Source organism: Stenotrophomonas chelatiphaga (assembly GCF_032054965.1).
Lineage (GTDB): Bacteria > Pseudomonadota > Gammaproteobacteria > Xanthomonadales > Xanthomonadaceae > Stenotrophomonas > Stenotrophomonas chelatiphaga.
In genome coordinates this window covers 417,585-433,618 of sequence record NZ_DAMBRS010000001.1, presented here as the reverse complement: position 1 = coordinate 433,618, position 16,034 = coordinate 417,585, and the positions used below count along the sequence as shown (strand labels likewise).

At 68.0% G+C, this 16,034-nt stretch carries 12 protein-coding genes; 6 read left to right on the top strand and 6 right to left on the bottom strand.

Annotation, left to right across the window (positions count from 1 at the left end):
• Together RTX79_RS02255 and RTX79_RS02250 are read left to right on the top strand one after the other, a co-directional pair.
• A complete protein-coding gene (locus RTX79_RS02255; RefSeq protein ID WP_312681492.1) occupies positions 1-2,175 on the top strand; it encodes a TadG family pilus assembly protein in 2,175 nt (724 codons plus the stop codon).
• 98 nt (positions 2,176-2,273) lie between these two features.
• Entirely contained in the window at positions 2,274-2,969 is a 696-nt protein-coding gene (locus RTX79_RS02250) for a DUF2968 domain-containing protein (protein ID WP_428695931.1), read from the top strand.
• Positions 2,970-3,318: 349 nt separating this feature from the next.
• On the opposite strand, the gene RTX79_RS02245 is transcribed toward RTX79_RS02250, so the two are convergent.
• Entirely contained in the window at positions 3,319-3,993 is a 675-nt protein-coding gene (locus RTX79_RS02245) for a response regulator transcription factor (RefSeq protein WP_312681490.1), read from the bottom strand.
• Between the two features lie 120 nt (positions 3,994-4,113).
• Between RTX79_RS02245 and RTX79_RS02240 the strand changes: the two genes are divergently transcribed.
• Positions 4,114-4,764, top strand: coding sequence for a response regulator transcription factor (locus RTX79_RS02240; RefSeq protein ID WP_309685809.1), 651 nt, complete (start codon positions 4,114-4,116; stop codon positions 4,762-4,764).
• A gap of 22 nt (positions 4,765-4,786) precedes the next feature.
• On the opposite strand, the gene RTX79_RS02235 is transcribed toward RTX79_RS02240, so the two are convergent.
• The 3 genes from RTX79_RS02235 to RTX79_RS02225 form a co-directional block, all read right to left on the bottom strand.
• Complete coding sequence (locus RTX79_RS02235; RefSeq protein WP_312681487.1) at positions 4,787-8,212, bottom strand: hybrid sensor histidine kinase/response regulator; 3,426 nt, start codon at positions 8,210-8,212, stop codon at positions 4,787-4,789.
• Positions 8,213-8,277: 65 nt separating this feature from the next.
• Positions 8,278-9,963 (bottom strand): sensor histidine kinase, encoded by a 1,686-nt coding sequence (locus RTX79_RS02230; protein WP_312681485.1) that lies wholly within the window; start codon positions 9,961-9,963, stop codon positions 8,278-8,280.
• Positions 9,964-10,202: 239 nt separating this feature from the next.
• Positions 10,203-10,586 (bottom strand): hypothetical protein, encoded by a 384-nt coding sequence (locus tag RTX79_RS02225; protein WP_312681483.1) that lies wholly within the window; start codon positions 10,584-10,586, stop codon positions 10,203-10,205.
• Between the two features lie 216 nt (positions 10,587-10,802).
• On the opposite strand from RTX79_RS02225, the gene RTX79_RS02220 reads away from it, so the two are divergent.
• Entirely contained in the window at positions 10,803-11,555 is a 753-nt protein-coding gene (locus tag RTX79_RS02220) for a potassium channel family protein (protein ID WP_312681481.1), read from the top strand.
• Positions 11,556-11,567: 12 nt separating this feature from the next.
• Here the strand turns inward: RTX79_RS02220 and RTX79_RS02215 are convergent, their stop codons facing one another.
• The gene (locus tag RTX79_RS02215) at positions 11,568-13,034 is read right to left on the bottom strand and encodes an amidohydrolase family protein (protein WP_312681479.1); all 1,467 of its coding nucleotides are present in this window, start codon (positions 13,032-13,034) and stop codon (positions 11,568-11,570) included.
• A gap of 128 nt (positions 13,035-13,162) precedes the next feature.
• On the opposite strand from RTX79_RS02215, the gene RTX79_RS02210 reads away from it, so the two are divergent.
• Positions 13,163-14,035: a LysR substrate-binding domain-containing protein gene (locus tag RTX79_RS02210; RefSeq protein WP_312681477.1), complete on the top strand. Its 873-nt coding sequence runs from the start codon at positions 13,163-13,165 to the stop codon at positions 14,033-14,035.
• Between the two features lie 10 nt (positions 14,036-14,045).
• Here RTX79_RS02210 and RTX79_RS02205 read toward each other — a convergent pair whose 3' ends face one another.
• Positions 14,046-15,233: an amidohydrolase family protein gene (locus RTX79_RS02205; protein WP_312681475.1), complete on the bottom strand. Its 1,188-nt coding sequence runs from the start codon at positions 15,231-15,233 to the stop codon at positions 14,046-14,048.
• 160 nt (positions 15,234-15,393) lie between these two features.
• Here RTX79_RS02205 and RTX79_RS02200 point away from each other — a divergent pair, with 160 nt between their 5' ends.
• A complete protein-coding gene (locus tag RTX79_RS02200) occupies positions 15,394-16,029 on the top strand; it encodes a hypothetical protein (RefSeq protein WP_312681473.1) in 636 nt (211 codons plus the stop codon).
• The last annotated feature ends 5 nt before the right edge of the window (positions 16,030-16,034 follow it).

Here is a 16,034-nt window from a genome sequence, read left to right as displayed (position 1 = left end):
ATGCAGCGTGCGCGTACGCCCGGCTCCCCGCACCCGCAACGCGGCGCCATGTCGGTGACGATGCTGCTGGTGATGATCGGCTTGGTAGCGATGCTGGGCCTGGTGGAAATCGGCTACCTGTACTGGGCAAAGCGCGACGCGCAGAAGGTCGCTGACCTGTCGGCGATCGCCGGTGCGCAACGACTGGACCTGTGCAACGCCAGCTTCAGCGACAACAGCGCGGCACGCAACAACGCCGAACGCCAGAACCGCTTCGTCGGCGTCCTGGCCATCCAGTGCGGCAGCTGGAACGCCACCCATCCGGCCGCCGACCATTTCGTGGCCGGCGCCTCGGCCAGCCATCCGCTCAACGCGGTCAAGGTCACCGCCAGCCGCAGCGTGCTGCCGCTGTTCGGCCAGAACGCATCGCTGCCGCAGATCAGCGCACAGGCCGTGGCCAAGCGCAGCGCCCCCACCGCGGTGTTCAGCGTTGGCTCGCAACTGCTGCGGGTCAATGGCAACACCCCGCTGGGCAGCACGCTGAAACTGGTCGGCGTGGACCTGGACCAGACCACCCTGCTCGGCTATGACGGCCTGGCCCAGGCACGCGTCACCCCCGGCGGCCTGCTGCAGGCGCTGGGCATCCCGGTGGACGCCAACATCAGCATCGGCGATTTCAACGCGTTGCTGGCCGCGCACAAGGTGTCACTTGGACGGCTGGTCGATGCCACCGCCAGCGTCCTTGCACGCAGCGGCGTCGCCGCGGCCGACCTCACCCTGCTGCGCAATGCGCTCGGCACACGACTCGACCTGGACGCACTGGCCGTGCAGCTGGGCAGCGATGCCAACGGCAGCGGCCTGTTCGCAAAGGTCGTGGCGCCCGATGGCAGCGCCTCCAGTGCGCTGCAGGCCAATGTAAGCGCGCTGGACCTGCTGACCACCGGCATCACCATCGCCAGCGACGGGCGTGGTGTTTCGATCAACCAGTTGAACCTGCTCGGCGAGGCGGTCAGCGTGCGCACCGGCGTGGTGGAACCGCCGTCGATCGGCATCGGCGGAGTGGGCGCGACGGCGTACAACGCCCAGGTACGCGTGGTGGCCGACGTGGACACCAACGGCATCCGGATCCTCGGCCTGGGGCTGGGCCAGCTGCTGGGAAACCTCGGCATCCGGGTCAAGCTGCCGGTGCATGCCGATGTGACCAACGCGATGGGCACGCTGGTGTCGTTGCAGTGCACCGCCGAACGGCCCACCGCGACCATCCGCGTGGATGCGTCGGTACTGCGCAGCTGCGTCGGCAAGGTTGCCGAGGCCGATCGCTTTTCAACCCGCAACGTGTGCGGTACCCCCCTGCAGAACGAGCAGATGATCACCCTGCTGGGCGCGGCGGTGGTCAATGACAAGCTGAGCCTGGATGCACTGCAGGCGAGCGAGCAGGTCACCCTGGCGGCCGGCGAGACCGCCTCCACGCGGATCAACCCGCTGCTGATCGGCGATACCGTCAGCCACATCGTCGAAGAGCTGCTGCGCGTGCTGTCCAACCTGCTCAGTCCTGCCAGCAACGGCATGAGCACCAGCCAGGCCGCCGACAACCTGGCCGACCAGTTGCTGAAGGCGGCCAATCCCGGCGGCGGCCGCTACAACGTCAACGACACCGTGACCTTCCTGCGCCGCACCCAGCCACACAACGGCATCGAACCGTTCGCCGAGTGGCAGCTGACCAACGGCGTCCCTTTTGCCTGCAGCCTGCTCGGCCTCAACACCTGCTTCAGGACCGGCCCGGTCTGGGACGGCTTCAAGGCCACCGTGACCGGCGAGGGCCTGGGCGTGCTCAACGGCCTGCTGGGATCGGTCGCCGGTGGCCTGCTGATCAACCGCTGCGACAGCCTGATCAGCAACCTGGTGGGCTACAACAGCTGCGTGCAGAAGAACCTGTCGTCCTACCTGCAGACCGCTCCGGAAGGCGTGCTCGATGCGTACCTCGGCAGCGGTGTCACCGCACCGGGCAACCAGGTCAGCTGCCGCGGCCTGCTGTGCATCCTGCTCAAGCCGGTGCTGGATGTGCTCAAGCCGGTGCTCAACGGCATCGGCACCCTGCTCACCACCACCCTGGCCAACGTGCTCGGGCTTGAGCTGGGCCGCACCGACGTGCACGTGCAGTCGATCCAGTGCAACAGCGCGCAGCTGGTCTACTGAATGCGACACAGGTGCCATTGGCGGCGGATTTTCGCGTGCTAGACTGCCGATGGGGAACCATCAACATCAACACTAATCCACTCGTGGGTGGCCAATACATGCGACATGACTCAGGGACGGCAGCGCCCATCCGACGTACGCGCGTCGTGGCGGCTGCACTGGCGATGATCCTTTCGGTGCCGGCCGCGCATGCGGCGCGCGCGGAGCGCACGCCGGTGCCGGATGCCGAACGTACCGCGCCGGTAGCGCGCAATTCGGTGGACGAACTGCGCCAGCTCATGGACGCCAAGCAGCTGACCGAGCTGCGAACCACCTACAACGGCAACTATGGTGCCAGCCTGCTGTTCAATCCCAGCACGCTGAACTACTACGTGGCGCTGTTCCAGGAAAAGAATTTCTGGCGCGTGATCAAGACCGATTCGGTCGAAAATGCCGAGCACGTGTACCGCACGTTCGTGCAGCAGACCGAGCAGCTGGCGCAGGTCAACATCGACACCATCCGCCTGGATGCCGGCAAGCGCTACACCGAACGCCTGGTCAGCTTCAACGAAGAGCGCCTGCGCACCCTGCAGGCGCAGGTGGAACAGGAGCGTGCGCAGTCGCTGCAGGTCAGCACCGCCCTGCAGCAGGCACAGCAGCAGGCGGTCAGCCTGAGCACCGAACTGCAGAGCAGCAACAGCCAGCTCGGTACGCTGCAGCAGCGCATCCAGCAGCTGCAACTGCAGCAGGGCAATCCGGAAACCACGCTGCCCACGCCGAGCCAGGCGCCGTCGCCCACCCCGCCGGCCGACTGATCCTGCCCAGGTATCCCTCCGATGGCGCCGCAAGGCGCCATCGGCGTTCAGGGCCGGCCTGCCGGCTCCTCGCACGGAAGGGCGCCATGCCCTCGCCCCGGGTCGCCTTCCACGGCTTGGCACCAAGCATCGCGCAGGTGCGTGCGTTGCTGTGGCGAGGCATACAGATAGGCGTTGAGCGTATCCAGGAAGGAAGCCTGACCTTTTGCGTCAAGCTCGGCGAACCGGGCCAGCATCAGCGCGATACGGGCAGGTGGGAGGGGCAACACATCGGCACCGGTGGATCCGCGACATTGCATGCCACCATAGAGGCATGGCCATGCGCCGCGAATCGGACCCGGCCCAAACCCTAGCCCGCATCGACCGCCTTGGCGCGTGCCTGCTGCGAGGCATTCACCAGGCCATGGGCGATGGCGTACTGGAACACATCGGCATCCGTGGCCAGCCCGAGCTTGCGCATCGCCGCCACCTTCTGCGTGCTGATGGTCTTGCGCGAGCGTCCGATGCGGGTGGCGATCTCGATCACCGAAAGCCCTTCGGCATACATGCGCAGCACTTCTTTCTCGCGCTTGGACAAGCGCTGCTGATCGTCGTCGGTGCCGACATCGGGTGCCAGCCTCGCCCGCACCTGCGGCGACAGATAGGCACCCTGCGCCCACGCCATCCGCAGCGCAGGCAGCACTTCATCGATCGGGTCGCTCTTGCTGACGATGCATTCCACGCCCGCCGCCAGAATGTTGTTCAGCACCAGCGGGCTCTCCATGCCGGTCAGCACCACCAGGCGGGTCTGCGGGAACCGGCGTTGCAGGAACCGCAACATGGCGATGCCGTCGCCGTACTGCCCATGCGGCATTGAAAAATCAGTGACCACCACATCCACTTCCTGTCCGCTGACCAGCGCGACCAGGGCGGTGGAGTCCTTGACCATGCCCACCACGTCAAGGTCGGCCTCGGACCGGAGCAGATGAGCGATTCCGGCCAACAGGACGGGGTGATCATCGGCGATCGCTATGCGAAGTGACACGTTGTCAGCCCATGCGGAGAGGGTATGCCGGGAACTATATGCCACCTTCAATCGAAGCTGTCATATAGTTGCGCCGCGCCCCCATTTTGCAGGGGCTGACAACGAAAGCGGGAGTCCAGAATGGCCGATAATTCCATCTACGTCGTGGTGGCAGACGATCATCCGCTGATCCGGGTGGCCGTGGAGTCCGCGCTCGATACGGTACCGGCCCTTGTCCATGTGGGATCCGCCGCCGATTCAACCGAGCTGATCACGCTGCTCGACGCCCACCCCTGCGACGTCCTGGTCACCGATTTCGCCATGCCTGGTGGCGCGCATGGCGACGGCCTGCCGCTGCTGCAGATGCTGCGCGAGCGCTATCCGGAACTGCAGATCGTGGTGTTCACCGGTCTGGACCAGGCCGCGATCGTGCAGGCGCTGTTTGAAGCAGGAATCAGCCATATCCTGAGCAAGGCCGATGATGTAAGCCACATTGCCGCGGCGGTCATGGCCGCGCATGTCGGGCGCCGCTATCTCTCCCCGAGCATCGCCCCGCTGCTGCCGTCGCGCGGTACCCAGCGCCCCACCCTTGCCCTGTCCCCGCGCGAACGTGAAGTACTGACCTTGTTCGTCGCCGGCTGGAGCGTCAACGCGATTGCCGAAAAACTCGACCGTCGCAAGCAGACCGTCAGCACGCAGAAGGTCAACGGGATGGCCAAGCTGGGCATCGAACGCGATGCGGACCTGTTCAAATACGCCGTGGAACTGGGCCTGTCGGCGACGGCCCCCTGACCGCGCACCGCAGCAGGACCGTTCAACCAACGTCCAGCTGCGCCGCCTGCTGGTCCACCAGCGCCTGCAGCGCTTCGATCGCCGCATCCAGCATCGCCGCGTCGGCCGTTCCGCCGTCGCGCAACTGTGCTTCCAGTGCGCTGAATCGCTCGCCGAGTGCCTGCTGCCCCAGCATCATCAGCACGCCCTTCAGCGCATGCACCCGGTCCAGCAGCGCCGGCCCGTCCTGGTCGGCGCGCGCGCGCGTGATGCGCTGGAGGTCGTCAGCGGAACTGGTGACGAACGTGCGGCGCAGGTGCTCGGGAAGCGCCATCGCTGCGCCTGGCGCAGGGTCGTCGACGGACGCCGCAGGCACCGCAGCGACGCTGACAGCGTCCGGCAGCGCACCGAGATGCTGCTGCAGCACGCGCGCCAGTGTTTCCAGGTTCAGCGGCTTGAGCAGCAGGTCGGTTATCCCGGCCTGGCGACAGCGTTCGCGTTCGCTGGCCAGTGCCGTGGCCGTGATTGCCAGGATCGGCACGGACGCGCCGCGTTCGCGCAGGGCACGTGCCAGCGCGTACCCATCCATCACCGGCATGTTGATGTCGGTCAGCACCGCCAGGTGGTCGTGCTGCCGCCACGCCAGCAGGCCTTCCCGGCCGTCCTCGGCGGTGTCCACGGAGAACGCCAGCGTTTCCAGCTGCTGCTGGATCAATTCACGGTTGATGGGATTGTCTTCGACCAGAAGCACCCGGCCACGAGGGACGGCAGGTGACGCCGACGGCGTGGGTCCGGTGGCCCGAAGATCGCCATGCAATGCGCCGAGCGCGCGCAGCAGCGCCTGGCCTGCATAGCAGCTGACATGCACTCCATCGGGCATCTCCTGCGGCGAAAGCGGTCCATTGGCGTAGGCACGCACCACGTGCCGGTGCTGCGCGACCAGCGCCGCTTCGTCCTCGGCGCTCCACGCGCGTCGCTCGCCGAACAGCAGCAGGGTGGCGTTCTGGCCGTCGACAGGCTCCAGCGGCGGCTGCTCCAGCACCGTCACTTCCGCTCCCGCACGCTGCAGCAGCCCGCCGATTTCCAGCCGCCACTCCGCCGCGGCCGACAGCAGCGTGATGTGCTGCCCGGCCAATGCAGCGACGGCGGCAGCGGGCGCACGGCCACGTTGCACCGGTACGTCCAGGGTGAACACGCTGCCCACGCCCAGCGTGCTTTCCGCGCCGATGCTGCCACCCAGCAACCGAGCCAGTTGCTGGCACAGCGCCAAGCCGAGCCCACTGCCGCCGTAGCGTCGCGAAATGCTGGCGTCGGCCTGCTGGAAGGGCTGGAACAACTGCGCCAGCTGGTCTTCGGCCAGGCCGATGCCGGAGTCCACCACCTGCAGCCGCAGCAGCGGATCCGCTGCGGTCGGGCGCTCCAGCAGCGCGGCCCTGACCACGATCCTGCCCGATTCGGTGAACTTCACCGCATTGCCCAGCAGGTTGTTGAGCACCTGGCGGATGCGCTGCACATCGGCGACGAACACGCGGTCCAGGGCCGGATCCAGTGCGTAGTACAGCTTCACGCCCTTGCGCTGGGCCTGCGCCGAGAACAGCAGCGCCGACTGTTCGATCAACGACCGCGGCTCGAACGCCACCGGGTCGATGTCCAGCTGCCCGGCTTCGATCTTGGAAAAATCCAGCACGTCACTGATGATGCCGAGCAGCGCATCGGCCGATAGCCGGATGCGCTCCACGCGCTCCTGCTGCGCCGGTTGCATCGGTGAGCGCGCGAGCAGTTCCAGATGGCCCAGCACGCCGTTGAGCGGAGTGCGTATTTCGTGGCTCATCGTGGCAACGAACGCGGATTTGGCCTGCGATGCCGACTCGGCGGCAGCGCGCGCGCGTTCGGCATCGCTGCGCGCATCGCGCAGGGTGCGTTCCAGCTCGGCCTGCGCGGTGACGTCACGCAGGGCACAAACCCAGACCGGCCGGTCGCGGAACGACGCCGGGGCCATCGACACCTGCAGTTCAAGCGCATGCCGGGCAGCACCCGCGGCATTCCACTGGAACTCAAGCGCAGCACCCGCACCCGCACCCGCACCGGCACCGGCTGCGGTACGCGCATGCGTGGCCAACAGTGTGTAGAGCGCATCGCCGTCGGCGGCCACCAGTGCGGCCATCTGCCGGGCTGGTTCGTTTTCCACCAGCGGCTCACCGCTGGACGGATCGATCAGCACCAGTCCCACCGGCGAAGTATCGATGATCACCCTGCTCAGCGCCTCGCTTTCATACACCCGTGCAGCGTCCGCCAGGGCGGGAGTGAACACGCGCCGGTGCAGCCGCAGCAGCAGCAGCCACAACGCCAGCAGGATGACCGCCGACGCCAGCGCCTGGGCCAGCATCCGCCCACCTTTTTCATGCCACAGATCACCCCAGCCATAGAAGTGCAGGACGGTCCAGTCCACCCCGCGTACCGGCCCATGCACGATGAACTCGCCACCCCTGTGCAAGCGCCCGTCGCCGCCGCCGCTGCCGGCGATCCGCCCCGCCAGCGCGGGACTGACATCGCGTGGCATCCCGGCACTGCGCAGCACCGTACGTCCGTCACGGGTGACCACGGCGTAAGCACCGGATACGCGCTCGTCCAGCCGCGCCTTGATGGTCTGGACCGGCTCGAAAACGATGCGCCGGAAGGCGGGTTCACGCCCCTGCAGCAAGGTCTGCACGCCGACCAGCGACGGCTGCCCGGTGATTGGATTGGTATCAAAGCGCGAGATCAACCGGCCACTGGCCGCCGCACTTTCCACCGGCCCCGCCAACGGTCGCATCGCGCGGGCCCTTTCTTCATTGACCAGCAACCGGGTGAAGGCTTCTTCGCGGCTGCCGACCCGCAACGCGCGCAGCAGTTGGGCCTCGTCAGCCACCCCGGCCACCGCCAGCAGGCGTCCCTGCGGTTCGTAGAGGTACATCGTGACCGGTCCCGATGCACGCAATGCGGTCACCGTGGATGCGGTATAGGCCGAGTACTCGACCATGATGCCCAGATAGGCGTCCAGCTGTGGTCGAGGCAGTGGATTGTCCTTCGCGCCCAGTACCAGCCACGGTACCGCGGTGCGTCCCTCCGCCCGTACCACCAGTTGGCTGCCAGCGGCAAGGAAGCGGTCCGCCAGCGGCCGTCCCTGCGCCTGCAACGGGGCCTGTTGCCCGTTCCACAGGGCCTCGCTGCCGTTGATGTTGGCCGCGTAGGCGCGGTCGCGCTGGAACAGGAAATAGTCCACCGATGCACGCGCTTCGGCAAACTTCCGCTGCTGCGCAGCATGGAATGCATCGATGTCGGACAGCACCGCCACCAGCAGGGTTGCCAGGATCAACAGGCTGACGAGCCCTCCGCCGCCCAGCAACAGCCTGCGCTGGTGGCGGCGCAGCGACGACAACAGGGAGCGTCCCTGCACGGCCGATGCAACACTGGTGGGCAACGTATCCAAGCCGGTTTCCTTTGCGCGACTGCGCGGCTCGAATCTAGCCGATCACTGCGGGGGTTGCCATCGGTTCACCCCTCTGGCGCCCCATCGCCGCGGCCGCCTGCGTCCAGCAGCACCTGCAGCAGCGAGGCGGCCGAATAGGCCGACACCTGCCATGTGCCCTCCCGCAGCGCCGCACGCAGGGGACCATCGCTGCGTACCCGCACGATGCGCTCCACCCCCGCAGGCCTTGCTGGACCGGCGACGCGCTGGTTGCGCTCGAACACCACCAGCGGCAACGGCTCGTTGTCGCCCTGCAGGTCCAGCTGCCCCACGCTGTCCAGCAGCAGCACCTCGGCGCCCCAGCCACGCAGGCGGCGCGCCAACTCCTCACGCCATCCGATGACCGGGGAATGCAGCAGAACCTGACGGCCTGACAGCGGCCCGCAGCCAGCGTCACCGGGCCGTTCTGCGGCCATCAGCGGGATGTCGAATCCGAACACGCTGCCCACCCCCGGGGTGCTTTGCACGTCGATGTCCCCCCCCATCACCCGGCACAGCTGCCGGCACAGGGACAGGCCCAGGCCGGATCCGCCGAAGCGGCCGGCGATGGAGGCGTCTGCCTGGAAGAACGGCTCGAACAGGTTCTGCTGCTGTGCGGTGTCCAGGCCTATCCCCGAGTCGGCGACCTCCCAGCGCAGGGCGCCGGGCCGGCGTGATCGCAGCAGCCGGATCTCGATCCTGCCGGAAGGCGTGAACTTGACCGCGTTGCCCACCAGGTTGCGCAGCACCTGTTCGATGCGCGCCATCGGACCGGAATAATGGCGCGCCAGCAGCGGATCGATCAGCATGTCCAGGTCCACGCCCTTGCCCTGCGCCAGGGGCGCATACAACAGCGCCACGCCCTCGATCAGCACGGCCGGCTCGAAGCTGACCACCTCCAGGCCCAGCTGGTCGGCCTCGACCCGCTCCAGGTCCAGCACGTCACTGATGATCAGCAGCAGCGAATCGGCGGACTGGGTGATGCGGCGAAGGCGCGCCTGCTGTTCGCTGTCCAGGCGCGAGCGCGCCAACAGCTCCAGGTGGCCGAGGATGCCATGCAGCGGCGTGCGGATCTCGTGGCTCATGGCCGCCAGCAGGTGTGATCTGGCGCGGTGTGCGGCTTCGGCCTGGTCATGCAGCAGGTCCTTCTGTTGCTGCAGTTCAACCCGCGCGGTAAGGTCCTGCAACACGCACAACAGCACCCGACGCTGGGCGTGCACCACCCGGGTCGCACTGACCAGCAGGTGCCGCGCCGGTATCGGGCCCGCCGCAGGATGGGACACTTCGAACTCGACGATATCCGGATCACCGCCCTGCCCGCCTGCGCACCGCGCGCGCACATGCGTCTCCACCAGTGCGGCATACAGGTCCATGCCGCAGCGTTCGGCCGCGCCGGCATAGCGGCGCATCAGCTCGTTCTGGACCACCGGCTGCGCCCGTGCGGTGTCTACCAGGCACAGTCCGCAAGGCGTCATCTGGATCAGCGAACGGAACAACAGCTCATCGCTGCCGGCCTGGCGCGCCCACCGCGTTGCCGTGCACGGCATACCTCGCTCCAGCCGGGCCAGCAACGGCCAGGCCACAGCGGTCAGCACCACACACGCCGCGACGGCGATCGCCAGCGCACCCGGCCCTCCGGCATCGACGAGAGCGCCGAATGCCACCGGGATGGCCAACGCCATGCCCAACAGGATCCCCGATGCGGTCGCGGCCGCCCTCAGCAGACGGCGCATGAGCCGACGTACCGGGCCAGGCGCACGGCGGTGCGCAGTACGGCCCCGTCCACGCGGGCGACACAGGTCGATGAGGGGCCGCAGACAGGCGATCATGCTCGAGCGTGCAGGCAGGAAAGGCCCGCGCCGTGCGCGGCGTTCCTGGTTGCGACAGGGTTCCGGGGAAATGACCTGCACGATAGGCGGACGTGTCCTCATTCCCCATAGGACGCGCCTGAATCGCTGTGCCGGGTACAGGATCAGCGGCAGGCATCCCTGAGGCGATCATCCCACTGCCGCTGCTCGACATAGGATTCGCGTCGGCTGCGGCGCTGCAGCGCGTTCTTCCGTGCGCGCTGCGCGCGGCTGCAGGCCTGCGGATCGGCCTGCAGGGGAATCAGCACGCTGCGGCCCGGCACCGGCCGGGGCGCCCTGTGCCGCACCGGCGGCGGCCGTACGGCGGGTGGCCTGGCGGCAGGTGCGTGGGTGTCGGGGGCCGTCCACTGCGCCGCCGGTTCGCCTGCGGCACACGGTGTGTCCTGATAGCGCACGGTGGCACCGCTGCCACAGCGTTGGACCGGACCGGCCAACGCAGTGCAGCACGCCCAGATACCCAGTGCCAGCCATCCGATCGATGCATGCATGGAGCGCCTCCCTGCAGGCAACGCTGCTGCAGGGATGAATGCCAGCCCAGAGTCGAAAGCAGCATAGGCCCCTTTTCGTGTTTGTTGTATTCCGCACCCCGCCTCGAGCCACCAAGCTGCCCGCCCTCGATCCTTTCCTGTCGCCTCTCCCCTGCCATGAATTCCCTGCTCGCGCACCTCCGCACTGCCGCACGATGCCTCGCCGACCGCGGTCACGTGGCACGCCGCCTGGAAGCGGCGGTGATGGTGGTGATCGTGGTCAACGTGCTGGTGCTGATGCTCGACAGCGTGGCCGACGTCCACCGCCAGCACGGCCGCCTGCTGAACACGCTGGAATGGATGTTCACCGCGCTGTTCACTGCCGAATACCTTCTGCGCCTGTGGCTGCTGCGCAGGCCCTGGCAGTACGCACGCAGCTTTTTCGGCGTGGTCGACCTGCTGTCGATCCTGCCGGTGTTCCTGGCCCTGCTGCTGCCCGGGCTGCATGTGCTGGCCGATGTGCGCCTGCTGCGCCTGCTGCGCCTGTTCCGCATCCTGCAGTTGCCGGTCTACCTGGAAGAAACCCGGCACCTGCGCCATGCCCTGGCCCGTGCACGCCGGAAGATCCTGGTGTTCATCGGGGTGATGGTGCTGCTGGTCATGCTGCTGGGCACGGTGATCTTCCTGGTGGAAGGTCCTGGCAATGGCTTCAGCAGCATTCCCGTCGGCGTCTACTGGGCCGCGGTGACCATGAGCACCACCGGCTACGGCGACATCACCCCGCAGACCGGGCTGGGTCGACTGATCACCGGCTGCGCGATCCTGCTCGGCTACGGCATCATCGCCTTTCCCACCGGCATCATGGGCGCGGAACTGTTCGCCGGTGCGATGCAGGGGCGCCCGCCCGCGCACGGCAATTGCTGCTGCGCCTGCCACGCCCCCCTTCCGCCTTCCCCGGCGACCCGCGCGCCGCAGGCCGGCGAACACTGAGTGCGGCGCCGATCAATCAGAGGGCGCATCGTCCTGCGCCGCGTCCCAGGCCTTTACCTGGCTGCGCACCTGCTCCAGCATCGCGTCCAGCGCGGGCCGGTCGTGCACCTGTCCACGCAGCACCACGGTGTTGATCGACCCGGTCGCGCTGATGTCCTGCAGCGGGTTGGCATCGAGCAGCACCAGGTCGGCGGCCTTGCCCGCTTCCACCGAACCGTAACGGCCCAGCTGGCCGAACCAGGCCGGACCGGCGCGGGTCGCCGCCGCCAGTGCCTGCGCCGGCGTCAGTCCCTCGCGCACGAACAGCTGCAGCTCCTGGTGCAGCCCGATGCCCGGATAGTTGAACGAATTGAGGAATCCAGCATCGGTGCCGGCAATGATCGTCACCCCGGCCTGTTGCAGCATCGGCAGCACGGCGGCCACCTGGTGGTACTGCCGGTGGCGTGCCTGCACCTGCGCCGGCGTGGCCTTGGCGGCGCGCTCCACGCGCCATGCGTAGGTCGCACGCAGGCCCGGCCCGATGTAGGCCAGGTACGGATCCTGGCTGTGGTCGTCCTGGTCGAGGAAATCCAGGATGCGTCCGCCGTTGAGCGTGGGCGTGACGAACACACCGCGACGGGCGAAGTCACGGTACGCCGCCATCGCGGTGTCCCGATCGAAGCTGGCATCCAGTCGCTGGTTGGCCTGGGCGCGGTCGATCCGCCCGGCCCCGAAGTCCGCGGCGATGGCGGCCTCTTCCCGGCTGCCGGCCTTGAACGCGTAATCCAGGTGCTCGATGGACGCCAGTCCGGCATCGACGGCCTGCTCCACCGTCAATGCCATCGGGATGTGCCCGGAGGCCTTGAGTCCCGCCTTGCGCGCCGCGCTGGCCGCATACAGGAACAATTCGGGCTTCAAGGTACTGTCGGTGATCTTGACGAAGTCCACCCGGTCGCGGCGCAGCTGCGCGATCGCGGCATCCACGTCCGCCTCGCTGCCCACTTCCAGCGTGCCCTTCCAGACCGGCTTGAGGCCTTCGATCTTGGCGCCGGAGGTCAGCAGCCGCGGCCCTTGGAGCGCACCGCTGGCAATCTGCCCGCGCCATTGCAGTACCTGCTGCGGCAGGTCGCCGGACGCATCGCGCACGGTAGTGATGCCATGGGCGATGTACAGCGGAAGCAGCGCCTTGTTTTCCTCGATCAACGCCGGGCCACCACCGAAGTGCACGTGCATGTCCCACAGCCCCGGAACCAGGTAGCGGTTGCCCGCATCCACGCGCCGCGTCGCGGTCCACCGCGCGGCCATGGACGCATCGTCACCGACGGCGACGATGTCCTCGCCGCGCAGCGCCACGCTTTGCCCGGGGACGGTACGTGCCGCTTCAACGTCAACGAGGGTGGCGTGCTGGATCAGCACGTCGGCACGCTGTGGCGAAGCCGCCGACGCAGCGGGTACGCCGGCTACCGCAAGGGTCAGCAGGCACAGGGTTCTGGCAAACATGGCAGGCATCCGGTTGCGCGGCATGCAGGCCGCGGGAACAAAAGGCAGGCGTGCGCGCTGGCATGCCCGGCCGACCCATGGTAGAAGTCGCCTTATCCATGCGGAAACAAAATAATTGAATATCAGCGATGAACCAGGCAAATAGATCACTGTTTGAACTGGACCTGCTGCGCGCGCTGGTCATGGTCGCCGACTGCGGCAGTTTCACCGCAGCCGCCAGCCGGCTGCATTCCACCCAGTCCACCATCAGCCAGAAGGTGCGGCGCCTGGAACAGCTCGCCGGCCATCGGCTGCTGGAACGCGGTCACCGCGATGTGCAGCCGACCGACGCCGGCCAGACGCTGCTGGGCTATGCGCGCCGCATGCTGGGGTTGAACGACGAACTGCTGCAGGCGCTGGCCGGCGCAACGGTGGCCACCACGCTGCGCCTCGGCGTGCCCGAGGATTTCGTCAATCCGACCACCACGCGCATGCTGGCTGCTTTCAACCGCGGCAATCCGCAGGTCCGGCTGGAAATCAGCAGCGGCCTGAGCCGCGACCTGGCGCATGGCTTCGACCATGGTGAGCTGGACCTGGTACTGGTCAAGCAGCGGCGCAACAGCCGACCCGCGGTGCATTGCTGGCCCGAGCCGATGCACTGGATCGACGCCAGGGACGCGCCCAGCGCAGGCCAGGACGTGTTGCCGCTGGTCACCTTCCCGCCGCGTGGGCTGTACCGCGATGAGATGATCCATGCGATCGAAACGCTCGGCAGGCGCTGGAGGATCACCTTCACCAGTTCCTCGCTGAGCGGCATCCAGGGTGCGGTGGCCGATGGCATCGGCATCAGCCTGCTGCCACGGCGCGCGGTAACCGCTGACCACCGCATCATCGATGGCGAGCACGGACTGCCGGTGATCGACAGTTACGAGATCGGCATCCTCTACCGTGACAACGCCGATGATGGCGTGCGCGCCCTGGCGCTGGAGCTGAAGCGCCAGGTCGACAGCCAAGCGCGCTGAGCGGGCCTGCTCAGGCGGTGCGCGGCGGCAGGATCCAGCGCCCGTGGCGCATCGAAATACGGTCCGCAGGCACCCCCGCCACCGCGGCCGGGCCGTGATCAGCGCGCACCGCCACGAAGGTCGCCGGCGCGCCTTCCTGCAGGCCATAGGCCGGCAGACCGAGCACCGCGGCGGCATGGGTGGTGACCATGTCCAGCGCCAGTTGCAGCTCGGCATCGGTGTAGAAGCCGGACCGGTAGCCGATCAACATCGCACGCTGCAGCAGGTCGCCGTTGCCATACGGCCACCAGCTGTCACGGATGTTGTCGTTGCCGGAAAACAGCCGCACGCCCTGCGCATGCAGTGCCGCCACCGGCGGGAACGGACGGTCGCCCGGTGCATTGGTCATGATCGCCACCTGCGCGCGTGCCAGCGCCTCGCCCACCTGTTGCGCACGGGCCAGCGGCACCTCGCCGAGGGCATACGCATGGCTGACCGCCACCCGGCCCTGCAGCCCGGCCGCTTCGGTCCGCGCACACACCTGCAGCAGCTGCGCCAGGCCCTGCTCGCCGGGCTCGTGCAGGTGCACGTCGATCCGCGCGCCATGCCGGTCGGCCAGGTCGAACAGCAGGTCAAGCTGTCCCTGCACGTCCCCGTCCAGGCCCAGCGGATCGATTCCGCCCACCACCTCGACCCCCTCCGCCAGCGCCTGCTGCAGCACGGCGGCCGTACCGGCGCAGGACATCACCCCGGCCTGCGGGAAGGCCACGTACTGGATGTCCAGCAGGTCGGCGCAGCGCGCATGCGCCTGCTGCACCGCGTGCAGGTTGTGCAGGCCGGTGGTCGCATCCACATCGACGTGGCAACGCACCGCCACGGTACCCAGCGCGGCGATCTGCCGCATCAACGCCTCGGCGCGCACGTCCATCGGCGCGGCAGCCGCCAGCGCCCGCTTCTCCTGGGCCAGGCGCTCGCGCAGGCTGGCGACCGGCTGGTGCGGATGCCAATGGTCGCCCACGAAACTCTTGTCCAGATGGATATGGCCGTCCACCAGCGCCGGCAGCACGGTATACCCGCGCAGGTCGATCCCCTCGCCGGCACCGGCACCGGCGTCGGCCGGCACGCTGGCACCGAAGCGGCGGAACCGCCCGTGCTCGATCGTGAACGACAGCGGCTGGCCGGCGGAATCCACCGCGCCATGGACATGCAGGACCGTCATGCGGATCTCCTTCGATGAATGCAGCCGACCTTACGGCCTCGCGCGGCCGGACGGCCAATGAAATCGGTGCATCGCAGGCATCCATCCCGCCACTGCCAGGCACCCCGGCAGCGGGCCGCCTGCGGGAGCGGGTAGACTAGGCGCCACGCGTTCATTCCAGATGTCCATGGGCCCATTCGACCGCAACGACCGACTCCGCTGGCAGGCTGCTTCGCTGCTGGCCGCCGCGCCCGTGGCCGCCTTCGCGGCAACCGAGCCGGCGCAGGAAGCGTCCATCGCAGCGGCAATGGCCAGCGGTCGCCACCATGTGGAACAGCTGCACCAGCGCGTGCTGGCCGGGCGCAGCGCCACCGCCACGTTGGAAGCCTGGTGCGCCGAACATGGCCTGGCCGGCAAGGCACGGGTCCGCGCGGTACGGGTGCAGGGCGTGCAGCGCGATGCACCCGACGACGTCCGCAGGGCGCTGCAGGTAGACGCCGGCACGCCGCTGCGCTACCGGCGCGTGCAGTTGGCCTGCGGCCAGCGCGTGCTGTCCGAAGCGGACAACTGGTACGTGCCCGCGCTGCTGACGCCGGCGATGAACGGCCTGCTCGATGGCAGTGACGAACCCTTCGGCCGGGTGGTCGCCCCGCTCGGCTTCAAGCGCCAGACCCTGCATGATCAGACGTACTGGCCCGCGCGCGGCGATGGTGCCGGCGCCACCGTGCTGGAGATCCGTGCCCTGCTGCATGACAGTGCGCAGCGGCCTTTCAGTTATGTGATCGAAAGTTACCTGCAGGGCGCGCTGCCGCACTGAGACGG

Excerpts from the sequence above, each read along its gene's own strand:
- RTX79_RS02205 (WP_312681475.1), bottom strand. The coding sequence starts at position 15,233 with ATGACGGTCCTGCATGTCCATGGCGCGGTGGATTCCGCCGGCCAGCCG.
- RTX79_RS02240 (WP_309685809.1), top strand. The coding sequence starts at position 4,114 with ATGGCCGATAATTCCATCTACGTCGTGGTGGCAGACGATCATCCGCTG.
- RTX79_RS02210 (WP_312681477.1), top strand. The coding sequence starts at position 13,163 with ATGAACCAGGCAAATAGATCACTGTTTGAACTGGACCTGCTGCGCGCG.
- RTX79_RS02215 (WP_312681479.1), bottom strand. The coding sequence starts at position 13,034 with ATGTTTGCCAGAACCCTGTGCCTGCTGACCCTTGCGGTAGCCGGCGTA.
- RTX79_RS02250 (WP_428695931.1), top strand. The coding sequence starts at position 2,274 with ATGCGACATGACTCAGGGACGGCAGCGCCCATCCGACGTACGCGCGTC.
- RTX79_RS02230 (WP_312681485.1), bottom strand. The coding sequence starts at position 9,963 with ATGCGCCGTCTGCTGAGGGCGGCCGCGACCGCATCGGGGATCCTGTTG.
- RTX79_RS02225 (WP_312681483.1), bottom strand. The coding sequence starts at position 10,586 with ATGCATGCATCGATCGGATGGCTGGCACTGGGTATCTGGGCGTGCTGC.
- RTX79_RS02200 (WP_312681473.1), top strand. The coding sequence starts at position 15,394 with ATGTCCATGGGCCCATTCGACCGCAACGACCGACTCCGCTGGCAGGCT.
- RTX79_RS02255 (WP_312681492.1), top strand. The coding sequence starts at position 1 with ATGCAGCGTGCGCGTACGCCCGGCTCCCCGCACCCGCAACGCGGCGCC.